Source organism: Hafnia sp. HMSC23F03 (genome assembly GCF_001816025.1).
GTDB lineage: Bacteria > Pseudomonadota > Gammaproteobacteria > Enterobacterales > Enterobacteriaceae > Hafnia > Hafnia paralvei.
In genome coordinates this window covers 157,246-176,056 of the sequence record NZ_KV824242.1, presented here as the reverse complement: position 1 = coordinate 176,056, position 18,811 = coordinate 157,246, and the positions used below count along the sequence as shown (strand labels likewise).

Here is an 18,811-nt window from a genome sequence, read left to right as displayed (position 1 = left end):
GCAATGGTCATCTTTTCAATCAAATAACCCCAAGCTTTGCATACAATTCTTTTTTCTCTTTCATGCTGTTATCCAATGGCGCTACTCGTAATGCCGCTTTCAAATAAGCTGCAGCACTAGAGTAATCACGCATTTGCTCGCAAACTAAAATGAGTTGGCTTAACACATGGAACTTCATTGGGGTTGTTTGGTTTACTTTCTCCAATAGTGCTCTCGCTTCAGTATATTTTGCTTCAAGGCCAAGGATAGATGATTCTAAATACATGGTAGTCGCGTTTTCTGCTTCAATTTTCTTTCGTTGCAACAGCCAGGATTTTGCTTGACTGATATTGCGCAACTGTAGGTTCGTCTTAACTATCAGCTCGAACAGAGCCGCTGGTTGAGTCAATTTATCCTCAAGCAAGATCGCTTTATTATCTTCTACAACTTTTTCAAAGTCGAATAAGCGATTGGCGCGGTACAAGGCAATAAGTTGCTGATGTAAAGCTTGTAGATCTTTACTGCGGCTATACTCCTGCGACGCTAACTGAGCAGCCTTTTGGTAAGATTGATCGGACATTGCTTCAAGTACCGCACTTGACCAGTCCTGATGAGGTTTAGTCTGAAAAACGGGAGCAATAGCACCAACTTTTAATTGCTTAGTGGCAGCAGCATCAAATGCATGAATTAAGTCGGAAATCGTTGAAAAGCGATCCTCCGCTCGTTTTTGTAAGCAGGTAAGAACCACTTGCTCCAGGGCCGTATGAATAGAGCTATTAATCTCTGTCGGAAGCTTGAAAGGTGCGTGGCGCTGAACTTGTGCTGGCGTATCATGGGGAAGCTTTCCTGTCAGCAGCTGGTATAGCAAAACACCTAAGCTATAGATGTCGCCTAATAGTAGCTCTTCCAGACTACCTCTACGGCTATCGACGTTGGAGAACTCTGGTGCCGAATACAACACAGTTCCGCCATTTTCTCGGGTACGAACGTAAATTTCTTCTGGTAAAGCTGAGCTGCCAAAGTCCGTCAACTTCACCAGGTCCCGTTCGCCAACCAAAATGTTATGTGGCTTAATATCTCCATGGGATATTGGTATTGGTAGCTCGGCCAAATAATGTACAGCACAGAGCACTTGACGATATATTCTGAATAAACGTTCATAGGTCTGGCCAAAATTACGCTGCCTGTCATCGAGCTTTTGCGCCAGGGTTTGGCTTGGGAAATATTCCATTTCAATATAGAACCATTCATTATCTATACGGCCCATATCAAAAATTTGCACAATATTTTCGTGCGACTCGACGTCTAAAAGCTCTTTACCTTCGGCAAGCTGGCGGTCTTCCCGAGTAATATCCTTAGGGATTTTTACTGCGACAATTTTTCCATCTTGCAGGCGCTCCGCCCGCCATACCCAACCATGGCTGCCATCACCAAGGCATTCAAGTAACAGGTATTTATCACCAAGGCGTTTATTCGTCCCTGGCAAAAAATGTGCTGATTTTATATTCACATCAACACCTCATAGTGAATTCTGTCCAAAACAATCATGCTCAGATTTTTGATAAATAAAAAGCGACTAAATACCACCTCAACATCAGGAGCGGCGCTTACTTGGGTACCAGTGGACGAAGTAAAACCCATGCGGCAAATGTCTTTCAGTTTTCGGGTATCAGGTGCACCTACTAAGCCTTGGCTCCAAGCACTGAGGACCAGGGTTTTGGGGCAATGATTCCAGCGCTGCGCTGCTTCCAGTAGGTTTTTTAATTTTTCTTCTAGCTTTTGCTGCCCCTTCGCTGAACCATCAAAGCGTTCAAATTCGATTAAACACATAGGTGATGCAGATGATTTATGAAACCAGCCCGAGTCTGAGCGAATATCAGCACCAAATGTACCTGGAGCCGGACATTCCACTACCGCCATAAATGACTGTTCATGCCCGAATGTATTCCAAACGCTACAGCCTAAGCTGTGGACCAATACATCCTGGTCCAATAGCTTACCGCTTGCTAAAAGTGGAAACGTCTCATTTACCCAAGCTACTTCAGGCATAGGCACCTTAGCCATTGAAAGAGCCCCAAACACGCAATACCTCCGGTGATTCACCACCGTGAATTAATGCCTTACTACCAACTTTAACAAGCAGTGGTGCAGGGATTGAACGACCACACACCAGAGCTTCACCGGTTGATAAACTCGGAAGTTCCTCCAGGTCAGCTTTGCTCACCATATCTGATGCTTTAGCTATAAATCGTTGATCGTCTGGGTTCTTTAAGCGCATCGTAATTAGCGTATTGCACTGAGAGGTCACATCTGAATCTAATTTCGATGGACGCTGGCTCACAATGCCAAATCCAACACCAAATTTACGACCTTCACCGGCGATCTTTTTAATAATGCGGTGGCTGACTGCATTGCCACCGGCCGGAGCAAAATTATGGCCTTCTTCGTAAATGATAAAGCATGGGCGCAGCGGGTCCGTTTTGCTCGAGGCCGCCTTTAATATTTCACTAGATAACAGTGCACAAATGACTTGCTTAGCGGTATCACTCAAACCTTGTAAGTCAACAACGACTAAACGCCCCTGTTGATTGCTCGGGCGTCCCACCATTTTGTAAATATCAGTTGGCTCAGCCATTGTTGCACTGTAAAAACTTTTGGCTTCATTAAGCACGCGTGAAAGCTTCATCGAGGCGACGGCGGCACTACGGCCTGATAACGCCTTCGCCTCAGCTTCAGAAAGGTCGTCCCACTCTTTTAACTCTTCAATACCATCACCTAATAAGAAGCGTAGGCGGTTAATATCTCGTGGCTCAGTCTTATCTGCAGAGCGCCAATAACGAATTGCAACATCGAGTACTCGTTGCTGCGGTTCCGTTAAGCCAGGTAATATTTCAGCAATATCGTCCATTTCAAAATGGTCAAACTGAAGCGCTAATGGCGTATTCTTACTGGCGTATTTATGTTTAAAAGATTCGTGCTGCGGCGAGTAAACCTGAATACCTGCACCGGCGGCTTGCAGCTTTTCAAAGGTATGTTTTATCAGTGGCAGTGCTTCTTGATCACGCTTATCGTCAGTGGCTTCTAAGAAGCTTGAGAATTGCAGATTACCGCCAGCGAGGGCTTTACCGTATTCACCATGTGGGTCAAATACTACTACCGTACCGTTATTAACCGCGACTAAACGCTCAATAATGCGGCCAACTGTATAAGACTTACCTGAACCCGTCATTGCCAGAACAGCCAAATGCTCAGTGACCAACTTGTTCACGTCAATAAAAACAGGAACTGTATTCTCGCCTTTGTCGTAGCCTACTAAGTTACCCAAGTGCAAACTGGAGTGTTCATTAAATTCGTAAAAATCACTCAAAAACTGAAAATCGACGGTTTCAACAGCAGTACCCGGGTTAAGTGGGCGACGTGGAATTTTGATTTGACGAGTAACAGGATCGCGGTAACCAACCAGCTCGACCTGAGCAAACATATTCTCACCAGTTACATTCGCACCGGGCAAAAGCTCAAGCTCGGTTACACCATCGCCAAAGCCGGCGTTATAGAGCATATTAGTACGGCTTATCTTGGTCACTCGCCCCAGTACGGCGACTTGCCCCTCATCTTTGCGTTCCTGGTGCATAATGCGTACAAACTCACCACGGCGTACTGAAAACGAGTCTTGCACAGCCATAGTTAACTGACTGGCATCACCAGTGTTACCGACTAATTTACCTAAAACTTTATAAGCCATTATTCAATCCCTCATCAAGGCCTGCCAACCACCCGGCCTCAATATCATTCTTCTTTAGTGCCTGGTGTAAACCCTGACGATAAAACGTAGCAAATTTAGGTAAAATACCAAGCTGTTGATAGCCAAGTAATTGTGGCAACGGCATTGCATTACCTTTGTTTTGCATATCCAGCACCATCAGGCGAGAGGCAACTAAATCGAGATCAGCACTTTTCCATTCTGGTTCGTCACCCGCTAATTGCACCATTTTTATCTGTCCACCTCGGGCACTACGGAAGTGAAAACCAATTAGACCTTGCTTAGCTTCAATATTGGGTTCAATGCGCTTTTCTTGTTCAGACAAACGAAATGCGATGGTGCGCGAATAGTTGCCTAAAATGCCATTGATAAATCGCAAATCCCCCACGCCAACCAAACTTTCATCCAGTCCTTCCAGATTTTGCATCAACTCTTTAGAAAACCCATCAGATGCTAAAATTTGTTTGCGTCCTTGTTCGGTACGTAAATCTTGTTTAGCGATACTTACAATGGCACTAAAGCGCTCAGCCAAAATGCTCGCAAGTACTACACCATTTTGATTCCAGGGAAAAATTCTGGAGCGATGGTTTTGCCAAAAAGTTTCTATCACTTGTCTGGTTTTTTCGTACTCTTGTTTATGACGGACATTTCGCTCCAGCGGAGCCATATCTCGTGCTAAAAACAACGGCGTATCCAGCAAAATTAAATCGCCAGGCTCATAACTTAAAAGTTTTTTCTCAACTAACTGATAAGACTGACGAATTTCAATTAAATCAAGCCGTTTACGCTGAGCTTCGAAATCAATATCATCCAGTTCTGATACCGAGTCGCTACCCACCGTGCTGACTTTATTGTCATCTATTAGCAAATCTGTGCGCACTGCTGCACTGGCATAAATAAAACCACCCAATACCTTGTCTAAGCACGATTTAGTCGCAATACCGGCTACGCGTAAATTAACGATTGTGGGCTTGGGGACCGCTTTCACTAAGCCAGCATCACGGAACAGCGGCGCCACTTGCTCAATATCACGGACCTGTTTAAGCAAGCGTCCTGCACTTCCCGGTAAGCGAAGCTGGCTATCGATGGCGAGCGATTGCGCTAAATTCATCGTTTTGTTCTCATTCATGCTTATAGCGTTCCTGTGTGTAGCTGCTCGCTAAGTAATGGGGCATAAGCCCAATATTGCGAGGCTTGTAGGCATGTTTTACCGGTAGCTGTTATGCCCGCGTCGTCGATAAAATCGTGCTGCCGCAACATCTCACCCCGCTTGACAATATTAAGGCTGCTAACATCAAACATCAGCTTAACCGCATTATGCTCAGACAACGCTTGTAAGCTCATGCCAGTGCCTGCGTAGAGTAGTAGCAATACAACCAGATCGTGCTTATCTGGTGTGTAGTCAGTTGATGGCGCGTTAGGTTCGATGATTCGTTCAGCAATGCCAGCGTGGTCCACAAACCAATTCAACCAGCTCACCAGGATCTCACTATGATCGAGTAAATTTAGCGACCATAAAGGTAACGTGGTAAAGGCTAATAGCCCACTGTTGCTGTGTTTTCGTATGTAACGGGTATGCACCACATCGCCAGTCTGGTGTTGGTGGCGATCTGCACTGCCAGTAAAGCCAGCAATAGCTTGGTCTGTTTCACTGGCTAGCAAAGCGGTTAGCCCTGGCTCTTGCACCCTCAAGACCGCTGGTACTAACTGCCAATCTAGTGGGGAGGACAAGTGCGCTAATAAGGTAAATTGTTCAGCCTTCAGGTTTATCACCAAAGTGGCACAACCTGCCTGCATAGCCCAGTGATATAGGCGTTGCATAGTATTAGCGTCAGTCAACTCTTCTGCTTGTACTAACAACAAACCGCTGGCTGGCGGCGAGCTAATCCAATCCTTCGTTAAGGGGGTTGCCCCCGCAACAGTTTGCAAAAACCGGCCTTTACGATTACTGGACAGTGGTGCAGATAAATAAAGACTCATCGCGTCACCTCTATAAACCAGTGGCAAAGGTAAGGCGCATTTTTACAATGCCTTTGTCTACAAGTCCTTTCTGTTGCTCAGGTGTTAACGCGGGTTCTTGGTTTTGACTCAAAGCCTGATAAATTGGTTGCCAATCCGCCAGTGTTAAGCCTGTATCTTTTAATATTTGCTCACCTTGAATCTGCCATTTGGCCTGGGTGCTTTCACACATCAGTTGAAGTTCACTGACCCCAAAATTGCTCACATCCCCCAGAGTCAACGCTGCTGGTTCCGCTTGCTTTTGAGAAGCCAATAGCGGTTTTAATAACGGCAGCCAGCTGTTTACCTGCTCGATGGAGTTGCGTCTTACTTGGTTAAGACGCTCTTCAATTTTAAGTAGCTGGCCTTGAATCGGTGTAAGTTGACCGCGAGCCGGTTTTAAGAGCTCTTCTGGTAAATCCCGTAACGATGAAAACTGCCCATTGCGCAAACTGTTTTGCATACTTTGACGCTTGCTCTCGGCATCGTTGGGGAGATCGGCAATAGCGTCTTCAATGAGCTGTAATTTCATTACCAGTTTTGGTAGCTCTACAATGTCATCAGCGTACTCATACTCAGCCGTGGCGCTACTAAGCCATTCTTGCAGTTGTTGGGCACGTAGGTTTTGCTCTGCGAGGTTATTAACCAGCTTCCCAAATCGTTCTTTGCAGTTGCGGTAGCTAGATAAAATATGTCCTTGGATCTCCGCTATCGGCAGCTGTTGCTCACTGTGCAGGTTTAAACCCACTTCCTGCGCTAAGGCTGAAAGCTTGTCATGCGCTTTACCTAAATCGAGTTTACGCAGGTAATGCAGTAAGGTATCACTGTCTGCTTGCTGCTCTTTTTGTCCAGTGGCACTGCTGGTATCGTCTTTTAACGCGCCGTCTAAAATATGACCTATGGTGCGCAGCGTGTTGGTGTACAGACGTTTCGGGAAATTCGTCAGTGGGGCACACTCTGTTTCAACATCTATGATTAAATCAGCGAGTCGGTTGTTGATACGCTCAGCGCTGCGCTCAACAAATTCGGCAAATAAACAGGCCTGTTCAATCCGTTGATAAAGCGAGGTCGTTTTGTCTTCTAAGCTAAGAATATGGGCATCTTTTAGCATGGGCTTGGAACTATTAAGCGGTTTAACCTTTGCTACTAGCTCCAGCACTTCAGCACGCTTGTGGATAAGCTCAGCCAGTACTTGCGTGTCGTTGGCCTCGGCAATATCAGCCAGTTGTTCTTCTTGCTGTTTGAGCACGTTAAATAGTGATTGTGCTTTTCCCAGCTGCTCTTTAGCTTCCACGGTGACAAAACCTAGCTTATTTGTACCCAGAGGCGCGAACATTTCATTAATGCGTGCATAACCATACACGCGGCTCATGACTTTCACATTGGCTGCGTAGCTGCCCATATCGTTACCGCTGAACCAGTTTTGTGCTTCTCTAATGGCATTTTCTAAGCGGGTGCGCGGGTAGTGCTCCCAAATTGCCTGTTTTTCGGTTGGATTGGTTAAAGTGAGTAAGTTCAGCTCTCCACACCACCACATCCAGTCATTAAACACGCCTTTGGCGGTAATACTCGTTTCAGCCACATAGGCGAAATAAAACTGCTGCTTAAAGCCTTCGAATTGCCACTTGTGCTTTTTATTAGGGTGAGCAATACGGGCTAAAAACAATGGGATCTGCGCGTGGCTTCGCTGCACATTATTAAGTTCAGTAAATAGCCCGGCATGTTCATCGGCCGTATAGCCTTTGGCAATATAGCTGCCCGGCACTTTAAGTTTATCCAACAAGCTGCTTAGCTCATTCACTGGCACGCCGTGTTGCTGCTGTAAATCGAGAATGCCGTTTAACTCAGGGTGAGCAATGGCCAACTGATACCAGCCTTTAAACAACAGGTCGCGGTCATTCGGTGATAACTTACCATCTACCTTTAACGGCCATGTAATTAAACCGCGCTTCTGCAAGCGCTGGCGCCACTTGTGAATGGCATCCGTGGCAAAGGTAGTCAGGGCATGCAGCTTGTTTTTGAATTTCGCGGTAAAGCTGTCGGCAGTTAAATTCACGCCGTGCAACTGGCATGCTGCCAGACTTAAGCCAATACGCTCTAACTGGTCTGCTTCGCTTGGGTTGACATAATGCAGCAGTATCGCATCACGTAACTCATTTCTTTCATCCAGTCGGCTGTATTGCTCCATGAGATGTGCAGATGCGGTTAACGCTAATACTGGCGTGCGACCATTTTGGTGGCTGTGGTTTGCCGCAAAGGTGTGAAGATTGTTCAGCTCAATGAGGTTACTGACCCAGGCAAACAAGGCTTTACCTTCTGGGTGAAGCTTAAATCCATCCAGGGTAAGTAAACCACTCTGGCGGCCACGTGGCTCGGTTAAAATGGCCAGAGGTGCATCGTCGCTGCCCGCTTTATTACTCAGCAAGTTTTCATCATAAGTCCAGTTGTTATCCAGTAATCTCACAAAGCCCGTTACACGGGCTAATGCCTTGATGAGCGGCTTCTGGCTACTTTGTTTGCTAAGTTCACTCATCGCCTGTTCATGAGCATCGCCCATGGCGGGATCTTTAAAAATCAGTGAGTTTTGCTGGGCACTGCGATAACGCAAATCCAGGCGCAGTAACATCGCCACACTGGGGCCAATATGCGTTGCTTCGCTGGCGTCCAGTTCGGTAGTTTCACCCACTAACTTGTGCCATAAGGCATCGGCAGCAAATTCAATCGCAGGGTGGTCATACAGCAAGCTGAGTAAGTATTTAAACTCACCTTTTGACAGTGGCAGTAATACTGCGCCTTTATCGCCGCTTGCGGCTTGTTCTTTAATCGAAAAAGTACGCAGGTTATTCAGCAAAGTATCTAAGCTCAGAGCTTGATCTACTGCAGGGTAGTACCATTCATCTTTATCACGGCGGAATTTGGCTTGCTCCAGGGCTTGTCGGCACTGTAGGCGGTCAATGCTCAGTTTGCGGTAATGAGCGGCTATGGGTTCCAGATCTTCGTTTTTCAGCGCCAGCAATTCAGTGGCATAGCTTACTTCAGCTAAGCGCACGGGTAATTGGCCGTAGAGCAAACTTCGACATTCGGTCAATAGTGCCTGGTCGCGGGTTTGAATGCCTTCTATCGCACCTCTATCCAGCACATGCCTGGCCACGCGGCCAGAACCGGCCAGAACAGCTTCAAATAAATCGCCCACATCCTTGATACTGCGGCTTGCCTGTTGGTATTGACTCAGCACCGCATCCACATTAGCCATGACCACGTTAAACCAACCGAAGTTGGCACCACTCATGGCGTAAGCAGCTTCCACTAAACCAGCAGGGTAATTAAAACCCAGCTTGCCGTCTTTTAAGAGGCTTGCCACATAGTCTGATACATCGGCAAAGGCATTATGCTCAAGTTCCACTAACTCAAAGCGGCGTGCGACCGATTGAATTTCGCGCAATTGCTGGCCAAGCAGTGGTGAACACAGCGCAACATAGCGCAACCATGGAAGTTTACGGCGAGGGTCTTCCTCTTTAATTGCTTTACCAATCAGGCGAATGGCCTGGCCATCGAGGCGTTTATCTTGTTCATCTTCCAGGCCAAAAGTGGCGGCTTCTGCAACGGTTTCCAGTTCATCCAGCACCACCAACATATACTGCACGCCAAAGCTCTTTAATACTTTATAGGCGGCTTGCACCAAACTGACTACCAGCGTTTGGTCAGTATAGAGGTCTTCTTCGCTGTGGTTGGCGTTCAGCTGTAAGGCATCTGCTAACAGTTCAGATTTAAAGCCAAATGGCATTAAGCGTTCATAGGCTTGTTTGGCAATTTCACTTTGAATCGATCCATCAAAGGTTTGGGTGGCCAGTGGTAATAGCGCCTGGTATAAACCAAAAGCAAACCAGTTATCCGAGTTTTGATAATCCGATGCCACTTGTGAGTAGCGAATATAGAGCGCCAGGTATTTATCTTGCGTATCGCGATTAAACAGCTGCTTATCGTGCAGTTGGCCTTGTTCATCGCGGACAAACCAGCCCCTGGAACAGTCGTTAATCTGTGCGACCAATTCATGGCCTAAACGTGATTTACCCCGGCCCCATTCGGCCTCGACGGCAAATACATGAGCAAAGCGATCATCGTCATGATCTACCGTATGCAAAAAGGTTTGAAAGCGTTTGAAAAATCGGCTCTGGCCCACTAACGGGTCGCGAGGTGGGTAATCTGATACGCCCGTCGCCGCCCAGCGATGTTGTTTTGCCAGGCTATCAACCATCTGTTCGTTTAATTCAAAACTCATAACGACGATCCTTGAAGGTTTATTCTATTGGCGGCGCGTTTTTTATTGGCATAGCAGTTTTGCGCCAGTTGCTTAATGGCCCGTTGTAACGTTTGGCTTTTGTAGCCAAATAGAGGTGCTAACGGCAGGCTATAACAGGCATCGCTGAAGCTTGTGTGAATTCGATATTGGCCGGACTCGCTACGACCAGCCTCGGTAAATTGCCAGATTTTTTGTGCCAACAATTCGGGAATGAATGAACTTAGGACGCGGTTTAGGCGGTTGATGCTTTCTGTGTTCGCATCGAGTGCCGGATAGAGGGGGATATTGAGCTCACCGAGCAGAAGCACAAGAAACTCAGCCAAACTGCCCAGGCTAACCTCATCACCTTCAATGCCCTGTACTGCCATATTTATTTGACCGGGGACAAAGGCATTTTGCCCGGCAGGTAAGGTGAGCAACAAGCCGCCACGTTGCTCGGCAGCCCAGGCATCTTGCACAAAGATAATGAGACTGAGTAAAAATAACCAGGGCTGTTGGGCAAATAGCGCGGTAAACGGCACGTTGTCATAACCTGAGCGGGACACCAATAACCAATCGGCATTGGGTTTAAGGTCATGTTCATCAAGCAAGGTGTTAGGGAGTGCTAACAAACGCCCACTACACCAGTTATTTGTCAGTTGTTTTGCTGTGACATCCACTACTTGTATAGGTGCCAGTTGTTCATTTTGTTCGCTCACGGTAAACAAGGTATGGCTGGTGCGCAAAATACGGCATAGAGCGGGAATGGCAGCGTTGTCGTTTAAGCTATGGCCGAGTAAATCGCGTTCGGTTTGCGCCAATGGGCCTGCAATGATTTGTGGCGAGGAGTTTGAGTTTTCCAACTGGGCTAAGACCCATTCACTGGCATTGCCCAGTTGCTGAATGAGTTTAACCAATACCATTGTGTCATTCATCGCGCCTGCTTCCTGGCAGCGAGCGGCGGCTAAATTTATCCAATGTTGGCGAACATCTGGGTTTAAGCCCAACAACGCTAATTGCCATTCACCTGACTGGCTTAAATCATTAAAAGCATCAAGTAATGGCGCGGTGAGGCTATAGGCACTAACGCTATCAGCTTCAGCGTTGTTCTCTTTCGGCTGTATTATTGGTTGTAACAGCGGCCTAAGGGCAGGCACAGCCGCCAATAACAACGCTGCTTTGTTGGCGATCAAACCACCTTGTTGCCAAAGCTGCTGGCAGAGGTTTAGTGTCGCTTCGCATTTTAACATGTCGTTATTTTGTCTGGTTGTACTGTTGTCCATGCTGCTCACTGCCATCTTTACTCTTCAGCCTCAGCTTGTTCCGCATCTTCCAGCAAGCTATATAACTCATCCACATCGCTAAATAGTGGTGTGGCACCTTCAATGGCATAACCTTTAGCGCTCAACTTGCTTAAAATCGCTAGGTCTAAGCTGTTATCGCCATCTTTCAGGGCTTGCTGGGCGTTGATCAATTGCTGCTCGGTCAGTTGGCCTTCGATGAGGGCTTCGACTAAGGTTTTTGCAGATGCTGTTAACTTTTTTGCATATGCAGCCATAGTAACGGCTAGTCTCAGCTTGCTTCCTATTTCTCTATTCTTCGCTACGTCAATCGGAATCAGAATATTTAACAGGTTTTCTGAAGTCACTTTTGGTACAACGCTGCCAGTAGTAACACCTTTCCAACACGGAAAGTGTTTATCCAGGAATCTACAAATAGACTCAATATCATATTCATCTTTTACTTTTAAAACCCAAACATGGTTGTTTGCCCAAAATTTTCCATCGGCTACATTTGCACAGCCAATAGAGCCGTCTTGCGCAATAATCAGATATTTACCGTTGAAATTGAATTCGGTATGAGTATCTATTGGACCTGATGCGCCATAGTAAAAATATGGGCCAGGTACTCTGTCTTCTGATTTGATAGGGTCACCACATTTGCATTTACTAATGAAATTAGATAGTTTGGATGAATTCCTAAAGGTCCTTTGACTATCGGTCGCACGTGCAAACTCAGGAGCTAAAGACACTGCTGATAATACCTGTTGTTTCATTCTTCTAGGTTTCAATGTTAATGAATCAACAATGTTGAAGTGAAATAAATCTTTAATTTTGCTATCAGCCATTCCTTCCAGTCGTTTCGCCCAAGCGCGCAGTTGCTCGGCTTGGCGAACTTTATCCCCGATGTATTTTTGGGCTTTAATATCAGAGTGATAAACGCGAATATCAGGTATGGCATGCAAACTAACATGACTAAAAATTGCGCCGCCACTCAGGCGTTGTAACTGCTTTTGCCCGTAAGGACTATTTAGATAGACGACAAGAAAATCACGGTCTATAGAGGCAGTCTTATCGAGTTTAATGTTTATAATGTCTGAAACAGAGTTTACATATTTGTATGGTGCGCAACACAGGACAGCAGCCGCACCGACATTACCACTTTTATTAATGATAATATCGCCATCATCTACTCTACATTTAGCCCACTCAATATCTGCCTCTTTAGATATGTATTTAGCATCATCCATGTAAGCATGAAGTCCCTTAACTTGCTTAGTCGATACATACGGGACTGCATCTTTTGTATCAGCACTAACGTAGTCTTTTGCGATTGTGCCTGTTATTCCTAGCTTTGGTTTTTGTGACAAAAACTGTGATAGATACGGAGCGTTCGCTACTTTCTTTACATATTCAATAAGTTCAGGGCTATACGCTGGCGCAGCGATAATATCGATTAATTCGTCAGCGTTATATCTTTTTGCAAACATTACTCACCCCGCTTATAAGCCGAGACAATCTTATCCAGATCGTTAGCGACACCGGCGTTATAGTCTTCGATGTTGTTTTTCACCACGTAGCCCAAGGTTTCAGCCACTGCCATAAACACGTCGGTTTGTGGCTCGGGCAAAAATTGCTCTGGCTGGTTGGGGTTAGCATGGCGTTTTTGCAAATACAAAATCGAGGTTTTGGCGCCCGTGCCGGAGAGCTTAAAGCAGTCGCTTGGCAGAGAAATCACCGCTTTGACTATGGCTTTACCGCCAACAAACTCGCCGGTTTTTTCGTCTTTTCTACCCATGATGTACTCACGTACATAGCGGTCACCGGAGTTACATAAAATACCGTCGGGCAGCACTATTAACAGGCGGCCACCAGGTTTAAGCAGTTGCAGGCAGCGGTCGATAAACAGTACGGCCGGATCAATGGTGGCACCTACCGGCTGCCAGTTGCCCTTGCTATCGGGTTTGCTGCCCAGCGCGAGCCCTGCGGTTGTAGGCTGCAGGCTGTAAAACGGCTTTTTATCAGTACCGCCAGTTTTGCGTAAATCGGTACGATAGCCCGCCCATTTAGGCTCGCCGTTGTCATCCAGCTCTAAATCACCGATATCCTGCCACTTCATTTTTACGTGGTCATACCAGGCGTTGTAGCCATCAACGACTTTTTGGGTTGGACGAAAACCACCGAGAACTTGCTCCATATTGGCTTCGTAACTGGCTTTTGAGTTTTGACCATTTTTGCCTTTATCAAATTTAGGCGTGCCGAACGGCGGGTTGGTGCAAATGAGGTCAAAGCTATTGGGCTTCAGAGCGTTAGTGGTGAGTGAGTTGTCGGTATAGAAAATCTGTGCTTTGGGGGCTCCTTGTAATGCCATATTCACGCGGGCCAGCATCACCATGCGCGGTGCAGCATCGGCACCGGTAAATGCACAATCGCGTAATTTTTGTTTCAATGATTCTTTTTTATCGTCGGCCAGCACCAGCTTAAAATCGATCCATTTATCAATCTGGCTTAACGCCACCGAGCCAAAACCAAAGGAGCCACAGGTTGGGTCGCAGAAACGAAAATCACCATTGGCTAAGCGCGATCGCATTTCATCGTCATCGTCGATGTCGTGCATAGCAATTTCTAGCATGGCCTGTTTTACTGGGTTAGGTGTTAAATAAACGCCAAGGCCACCTTTGGATTCAAAGTTAGCGCGTAGGAAGACATCAAATACTCTACCGAGTAAATCTCCTGACACATCAGCCAGCGTGCCTTGTTCTTTAGTGGTTTTGCCATCGTTGGTTTTTACCGGCCCCAGGTTTTGTATTGCTTCCAGCAAATCCTGATAGTTTTTCGCAACAGACAGGCGCAGGTGTGTTTCTTTACTAAAGATGGGATTACGTGAGCCATCATCTGAGATCACAATGTAGTTTTCGTGGCTTTTAAATTCCTCAAACGCGGCTTTGATTTGTGCAACGGCTTTATCGCCGTGCCTGGCCACATATTGCCAATCATAGACGTCACGAAAACGCAGGGTATTTCCCTCATCATCTTTAAAGGTAAGATCTTCATCGTGATGCACACGGAAAGTTTCTAAAAACAGAAGCTTAGCCACTTCCTCAATAATGTCGTTCTTGTCGTTTACCTTGTCTTTTGTGACACGGTAAACATTTTCATGGAAGGCATCAAATCGTTGCATTAAGCGTGTATAAACACGCATTGACCAGCGAAAGGTTGGATCACGCTCCATGCGATCAAAGCTACGTAATTCTTCCAGACTTGGCAGGGTATCTGCACCGTGGGTACCGTCAGATCCATCGGCACCGAACAAGGCCAAAATACGTTGGTTCATGCCATCGTCCGCAACGGCAAATACTGGCCAGTCACCTTCGATATCGCTTAACAGCTGGTAGGCTAAATCATCAAACTTTGCAGTGTCAGCGGCGTATTCCCAATGGCCTTCTGCCAGCGCAATCAACATGACCGGTGGCGTTAAGTTGCCTTCAACCAAGCCTTGAATGAGACCCGCCTTGGCGAATTCATGTTCGGGTAATTCGACCAATGGCTGAGTAAACTCGGTGTGCTGTTTGACCAGTTTATTGAACAGTGCTTCTAGCTGCTGTTGCGGGTCTTGTTTTTTTGCTTTTGCTTCTTTTGCCATGATGTTTTCTAAAATCCTTTAATACAGCCAATGGTTACTACAAGTGCCGGCTAATTTATCAATACGAGCAAGGGACCTTTAGTCTCTAACTGCGCATGCTTCAGCGCTAGTTTGCGTATCTGCTGTTCACTGGTTGTAATACCAGCAGGAAGTTTTTTCAGTACTTGTGCCAGGGGCATGCGGCCACCAGCTTGTTGTAACAATGATACTAAATGTGCCGCAACATCAGGAGTAACCTGGTACGTTGCCGTTGTGAACTCTTTTAGATGATTACTTTGAGGCAATGAGGCAAGCCATAGCGAAACTTGAGACTGGCTAAAGCCAAGGGTTTGCCAGAGAGTTTGGTTCTCGTTAAATACAGCGGCAGCGCTTCTGGGCGCTGCTGTTTGCTGAGTAATTAGTTGTTCCAGGCTTTGCCGCTGGTATTCATGGGTCATCTCATGCCTCCACTATAGGATACTGAAGCAGCCATCCGATCTGGGTTGGGTCTCATTGTACAGGACTCGTCACTCGGCCACATCATCCTCTCACCGCGTTTTGCCATTATCCGGTATGGCACAACCCATAATTTTAAAGTCTCTGAAAAAGCAAAGTGCTGCGGTATCGGTTGGCTAAAGTCATCATGCGCAGGGTAAATAAGATACATTCCGCCGCTCCCATCAAGATATTTTTGGCCGTAGGCAAACATTTGATAAAAGTCGGATTGCGCAAGTCCATATAGTGATTTTTTTTGCTCGTTACTGTTCACCAGCTTCCATTTCGTGTCCATCACCATTTTGGTTTGAACTGGTTGGCGTGATTGAACCAGCAAGTCTGGGCGAAGCTTAAAGCAATCTTTAAGTCCATGCTTTACCAAAGAATAAGTTGCTGCTTGAGGAAAAACTTTTAGGTGAGAAGGTAATTCGTAGGGTAGGGTCTGTGCCACAAAGGATTCAAATACCGCTTCCATAGGAAACAAAAGTGATATCGCTTTGGTGTTTCCTTGTAATGCACTTGGGCTCATTCCTCTCAGGATCAACTGCGCCCAAGCCATTGGCTCGCTGTAATGAGTCATACCACGCTCAATGCGTAAGCTGTTCATATCGCTCTCAACATCCCTACTAAGTGGAATACCGTCAAAAGCAAAGCGTAGTTCGCAAAGCCAGCGTTGATTCTCTGATGACAGCTTCAGACTAAGTAACTTATCCAGTGTGGAGTGTAAGAGCCGATTGGCAGCACAATCAGGCATATACTCATCATAATCGACACAAAACTTATGGCGATTTACCGCGTTATGTCGCAGCTGTGCAGAAAGCATCAGCTTGCCCTTCATAAAAGCCAGATTACCGTGCTCGCTCACATAGTCGGAGCGTAAACCTTGTCTAAGCAATTGTCTGACGCTAAGCAAAAACTGACTGATAAAAATCTCAAGCAAAGGCATGCGCTGAGCCTGCAGAGTTGCCTGTTGGGTTTGAATATGTCGAAACCCAGGCAGGTGACTTAACATCGTGATGAGTGTTTCTCGCGCACTCGCACTTGTGAGGTTTTTACCAATCTTGGGCAGTATCTCAAGCTGGAAACCGTGAGGTGTTGAAAGCATCCCCGCGTAGTTTTGCACCTGAAGCAATTTGAAGCCTGAGCGAGAGGTGAGTTTGAGAAACTGGCTCCCTTGAATACTTGCCAGGCTAAGTGCTTCTAAATAATTAAAGACCTGCTGAGGCACCAGCTTTGCGCCAACTGAAGCCGCTTTTCCACTCCCCAGCAGGTCATATTCAAAAACTGAGATAACTTCACCCATGGTTTACAGCCTGCTCATCAGGAGTGCTCTGCTGGGGCTGATAAATTGAACGATAGGCCTGTGGCATATTCCAGTTCTCTTGATCAAATGCTTCGAGCTCGTAAGCTGTCGATTGCTGATCATGGCGTCGTAAACCATGATTGTTACCAAAAAGCGTATCGAGATCGTCGGTTTTCTCAATCACGAATTGCAGGCTGTCGTCTTGCTTTTGGTTGTCTGCCAGCACCAGTCTGATCTTGTTCCAGTCGTCGAAAAAGTATTCCTGTAAAAGCGGAATGATCTTTTTCTGGAATGCGATCTTCAATTGTTTAAACGCAGCTTCTTCATCATCGGCATCGAGTGCATTTTTTACTGGCATAAAGAACGCATGCCCCAGCGTATGTTCACGATCGTAAAGCGCTTCAATGCGGCTATTGAGTTTCTCTAACAACGGCTCGAGCTCTATGCCTTTCACCTTGGTTCCACTCAATAAAGAGAGGTCAGGCATCATTTCGACAAAGTCAAAGCGACGGCGCAAAGCAGTGTCCATAAGAGCTAAAGAACGATCCGCTGTATTCATGGCTCCGATGATGTCGACATTGGCGGGTACGCTGAAGTGATCACCGCTATAAGACAGTTGCAAGCTCATTACATTGGACATGCCCGCACGCTTGTCTACTTCAATGAGCGAGATCAGTTCACCAAAGATCTTGGATATGTTGCCGCGATTGATCTCATCGATGAAAATGGCGTAGCGATGTGCTGGATCGGCATTGGCACGCTGACAAAGGCGCATAAAGATACCCGGCTCAATAGGGTAAGAGATATTGCCACTTTCGTCTGAGCGAGCGCGAATACCTTCAATAAATTCTTCATAGCCGTAAGATTGGTGGAACGTAACCACCGCAAAACGTTGGATGGCTTCGGCAGATTTAGGTCCTTGCTTTAACTCTGCATAAAGAGAAAGCAGCTCATCCACTTGCTCTAACTGGGATTCAACCAGGAACCATTCACTATCAGCTGTTTTGTCGAAGATCGCAGGTTCACGACGACCTTTGTAAGCGACTGTAGTTGATCCTGGTATGGTGAAGGATTGCAACGTCGCCCAGGCAGTTTGCGAAAAGTTGCTACTACGGCCGTTCAATAGAGCTTTGCGTTGAAACCACTGATGTTCTGTCATTTGGCGAACTTTGGCTCGTTTCCCAAGATCGAGCAACACTAACACTATGACCTGCATCCAGTTCAACGATTCAAGGCGAGAATCCAGCCAGGCATCTCGATCGGCTGGTACAGCATGAGAGGTGTACTCTTTCATTTTTTGCTGTAACGTGAAGGTCTTGCCAGTGCCCGGGGGCCCAAAGAAGATCACATTAGTTGGTGAATGTTGTCGGGTATTAATTTCAGTGAGCTCACTGCTGGCTGTTGATGTGATGCTGGATACTTTCTCCTGTTTCTGCTCATTATCGCGTTCGCGTAATAATTCATAGAGATGCCAAATAGCCATATTCACGTAATAGGGATCTGCATTGGGAGATTGTGCGTGTATGGCTTGCTTCAATTCATGGTTTTTCTGTAACCAATTTCCGGTCAGTGCTAAACCGAGGTGGAAGTGCTGATTTAGGAATTCTGCTGCTTTATTAAAAGCATTCTCATCCACAGTACTGGTGCAGGTTTCAGGCAAAAAAGCGGCAAAAACACGGTTTCTCAAACTCCAATACATACGCTTAAGTAGCCCGGTTTCTTTGGCCTTCTGCAGAGCACTGTCAACGACGGGCAAACTTTTTGCCAGATAGCTTCAGTTACCCCCCACCATTTTTTCAATCCACCTCCCTTTGGTACGACATAACGTGTCGAACCAGTACGTCATAACCTCCCATATCAATATCAGGTTATTTTGGGAGTACAGGACTGTTCTCACCATGAAAACATAACATGATCATTATGACCGCCTGTCTGTCAGGTTATCGTTCATTATCAGCCGGTTACTGGTTGGTCGAACCTTGGAGCTGAAAGCGCTGGCAAATGGCATTTTTCTGGCTGGATACTGATAGTAAATTCTCAAAGTGTCTAGATTCGAATCCCTACATAATCTGGATGGTGGCAACACGAAAATATT

At 46.3% G+C, this 18,811-nt stretch carries 11 protein-coding genes and 1 pseudogene; all 12 read right to left on the bottom strand.

Annotated features, from left to right (window positions below; all coding sequences use genetic code 11):
- Window positions 1–19: 19 nt before the first annotated feature.
- Window positions 20–1,489, bottom strand: a complete 1,470-nt coding sequence (locus tag HMPREF3091_RS19350; RefSeq protein WP_070718162.1) for a serine/threonine-protein kinase — start codon at window positions 1,487–1,489, stop codon at window positions 20–22.
- Window positions 1,486–2,028 (bottom strand): hypothetical protein, encoded by a 543-nt coding sequence (locus HMPREF3091_RS19345; RefSeq protein ID WP_227545134.1) that lies wholly within the window; start codon window positions 2,026–2,028, stop codon window positions 1,486–1,488. Before HMPREF3091_RS19345 ends, HMPREF3091_RS19350 begins: the two co-directional genes overlap by 4 nt.
- A gap of 7 nt (window positions 2,029–2,035) precedes the next feature.
- On the bottom strand, window positions 2,036–3,721 hold the full coding sequence (locus HMPREF3091_RS19340) for a helicase HerA domain-containing protein (RefSeq protein WP_070718159.1): 1,686 nt from the start codon (window positions 3,719–3,721) through the stop codon (window positions 2,036–2,038).
- Window positions 3,711–4,868, bottom strand: a complete 1,158-nt coding sequence (locus HMPREF3091_RS19335) for a hypothetical protein (protein ID WP_070718156.1) — start codon at window positions 4,866–4,868, stop codon at window positions 3,711–3,713. Before HMPREF3091_RS19335 ends, HMPREF3091_RS19340 begins: the two co-directional genes overlap by 11 nt.
- Window positions 4,869–4,870: 2 nt before the next feature.
- Window positions 4,871–5,719, bottom strand: coding sequence for a hypothetical protein (locus HMPREF3091_RS19330; RefSeq protein WP_070718153.1), 849 nt, complete (start codon window positions 5,717–5,719; stop codon window positions 4,871–4,873).
- Window positions 5,720–5,729: 10 nt separating this feature from the next.
- Window positions 5,730–10,016, bottom strand: coding sequence for a hypothetical protein (locus tag HMPREF3091_RS19325; protein ID WP_070718150.1), 4,287 nt, complete (start codon window positions 10,014–10,016; stop codon window positions 5,730–5,732).
- Window positions 10,013–11,299, bottom strand: a complete 1,287-nt coding sequence (locus tag HMPREF3091_RS19320; protein WP_070718399.1) for a hypothetical protein — start codon at window positions 11,297–11,299, stop codon at window positions 10,013–10,015. Before HMPREF3091_RS19320 ends, HMPREF3091_RS19325 begins: the two co-directional genes overlap by 4 nt.
- Before the next feature lie 17 nt (window positions 11,300–11,316).
- Window positions 11,317–12,786: a restriction endonuclease subunit S gene (locus HMPREF3091_RS19315; protein WP_070718147.1), complete on the bottom strand. Its 1,470-nt coding sequence runs from the start codon at window positions 12,784–12,786 to the stop codon at window positions 11,317–11,319.
- Window positions 12,786–14,939: an HsdM family class I SAM-dependent methyltransferase gene (locus HMPREF3091_RS19310; protein WP_070718144.1), complete on the bottom strand. Its 2,154-nt coding sequence runs from the start codon at window positions 14,937–14,939 to the stop codon at window positions 12,786–12,788. Before HMPREF3091_RS19310 ends, HMPREF3091_RS19315 begins: the two co-directional genes overlap by 1 nt.
- Before the next feature lie 50 nt (window positions 14,940–14,989).
- Window positions 14,990–15,376 (bottom strand): hypothetical protein, encoded by a 387-nt coding sequence (locus tag HMPREF3091_RS19305; RefSeq protein ID WP_070718142.1) that lies wholly within the window; start codon window positions 15,374–15,376, stop codon window positions 14,990–14,992.
- A complete protein-coding gene (locus HMPREF3091_RS19300) occupies window positions 15,373–16,716 on the bottom strand; it encodes an McrC family protein (protein ID WP_070718140.1) in 1,344 nt (447 codons plus the stop codon). The genes HMPREF3091_RS19305 and HMPREF3091_RS19300 overlap by 4 nt, the downstream gene beginning before the upstream one ends.
- A pseudogene (locus HMPREF3091_RS19295) lies at window positions 16,709–18,463 on the bottom strand (AAA family ATPase); the annotation flags it as partial. The pseudogene HMPREF3091_RS19295 and the gene HMPREF3091_RS19300, both read right to left, overlap by 8 nt.
- Window positions 18,464–18,811: the final 348 nt, after the last annotated feature.

Coding starts and splice junctions, on each gene's coding strand:
- HMPREF3091_RS19345 (WP_227545134.1), bottom strand. CDS start 2,028: ATGCCTGAAGTAGCTTGGGTAAATGAGACGTTTCCACTTTTAGCAAGC.
- HMPREF3091_RS19340 (WP_070718159.1), bottom strand. CDS start 3,721: ATGGCTTATAAAGTTTTAGGTAAATTAGTCGGTAACACTGGTGATGCC.
- HMPREF3091_RS19335 (WP_070718156.1), bottom strand. CDS start 4,868: ATGAATGAGAACAAAACGATGAATTTAGCGCAATCGCTCGCCATCGAT.
- HMPREF3091_RS19330 (WP_070718153.1), bottom strand. CDS start 5,719: ATGAGTCTTTATTTATCTGCACCACTGTCCAGTAATCGTAAAGGCCGG.
- HMPREF3091_RS19325 (WP_070718150.1), bottom strand. CDS start 10,016: ATGAGTTTTGAATTAAACGAACAGATGGTTGATAGCCTGGCAAAACAA.
- HMPREF3091_RS19320 (WP_070718399.1), bottom strand. CDS start 11,299: ATGGACAACAGTACAACCAGACAAAATAACGACATGTTAAAATGCGAA.
- HMPREF3091_RS19315 (WP_070718147.1), bottom strand. CDS start 12,786: ATGTTTGCAAAAAGATATAACGCTGACGAATTAATCGATATTATCGCT.
- HMPREF3091_RS19310 (WP_070718144.1), bottom strand. CDS start 14,939: ATGGCAAAAGAAGCAAAAGCAAAAAAACAAGACCCGCAACAGCAGCTA.
- HMPREF3091_RS19305 (WP_070718142.1), bottom strand. CDS start 15,376: ATGACCCATGAATACCAGCGGCAAAGCCTGGAACAACTAATTACTCAG.
- HMPREF3091_RS19300 (WP_070718140.1), bottom strand. CDS start 16,716: ATGGGTGAAGTTATCTCAGTTTTTGAATATGACCTGCTGGGGAGTGGA.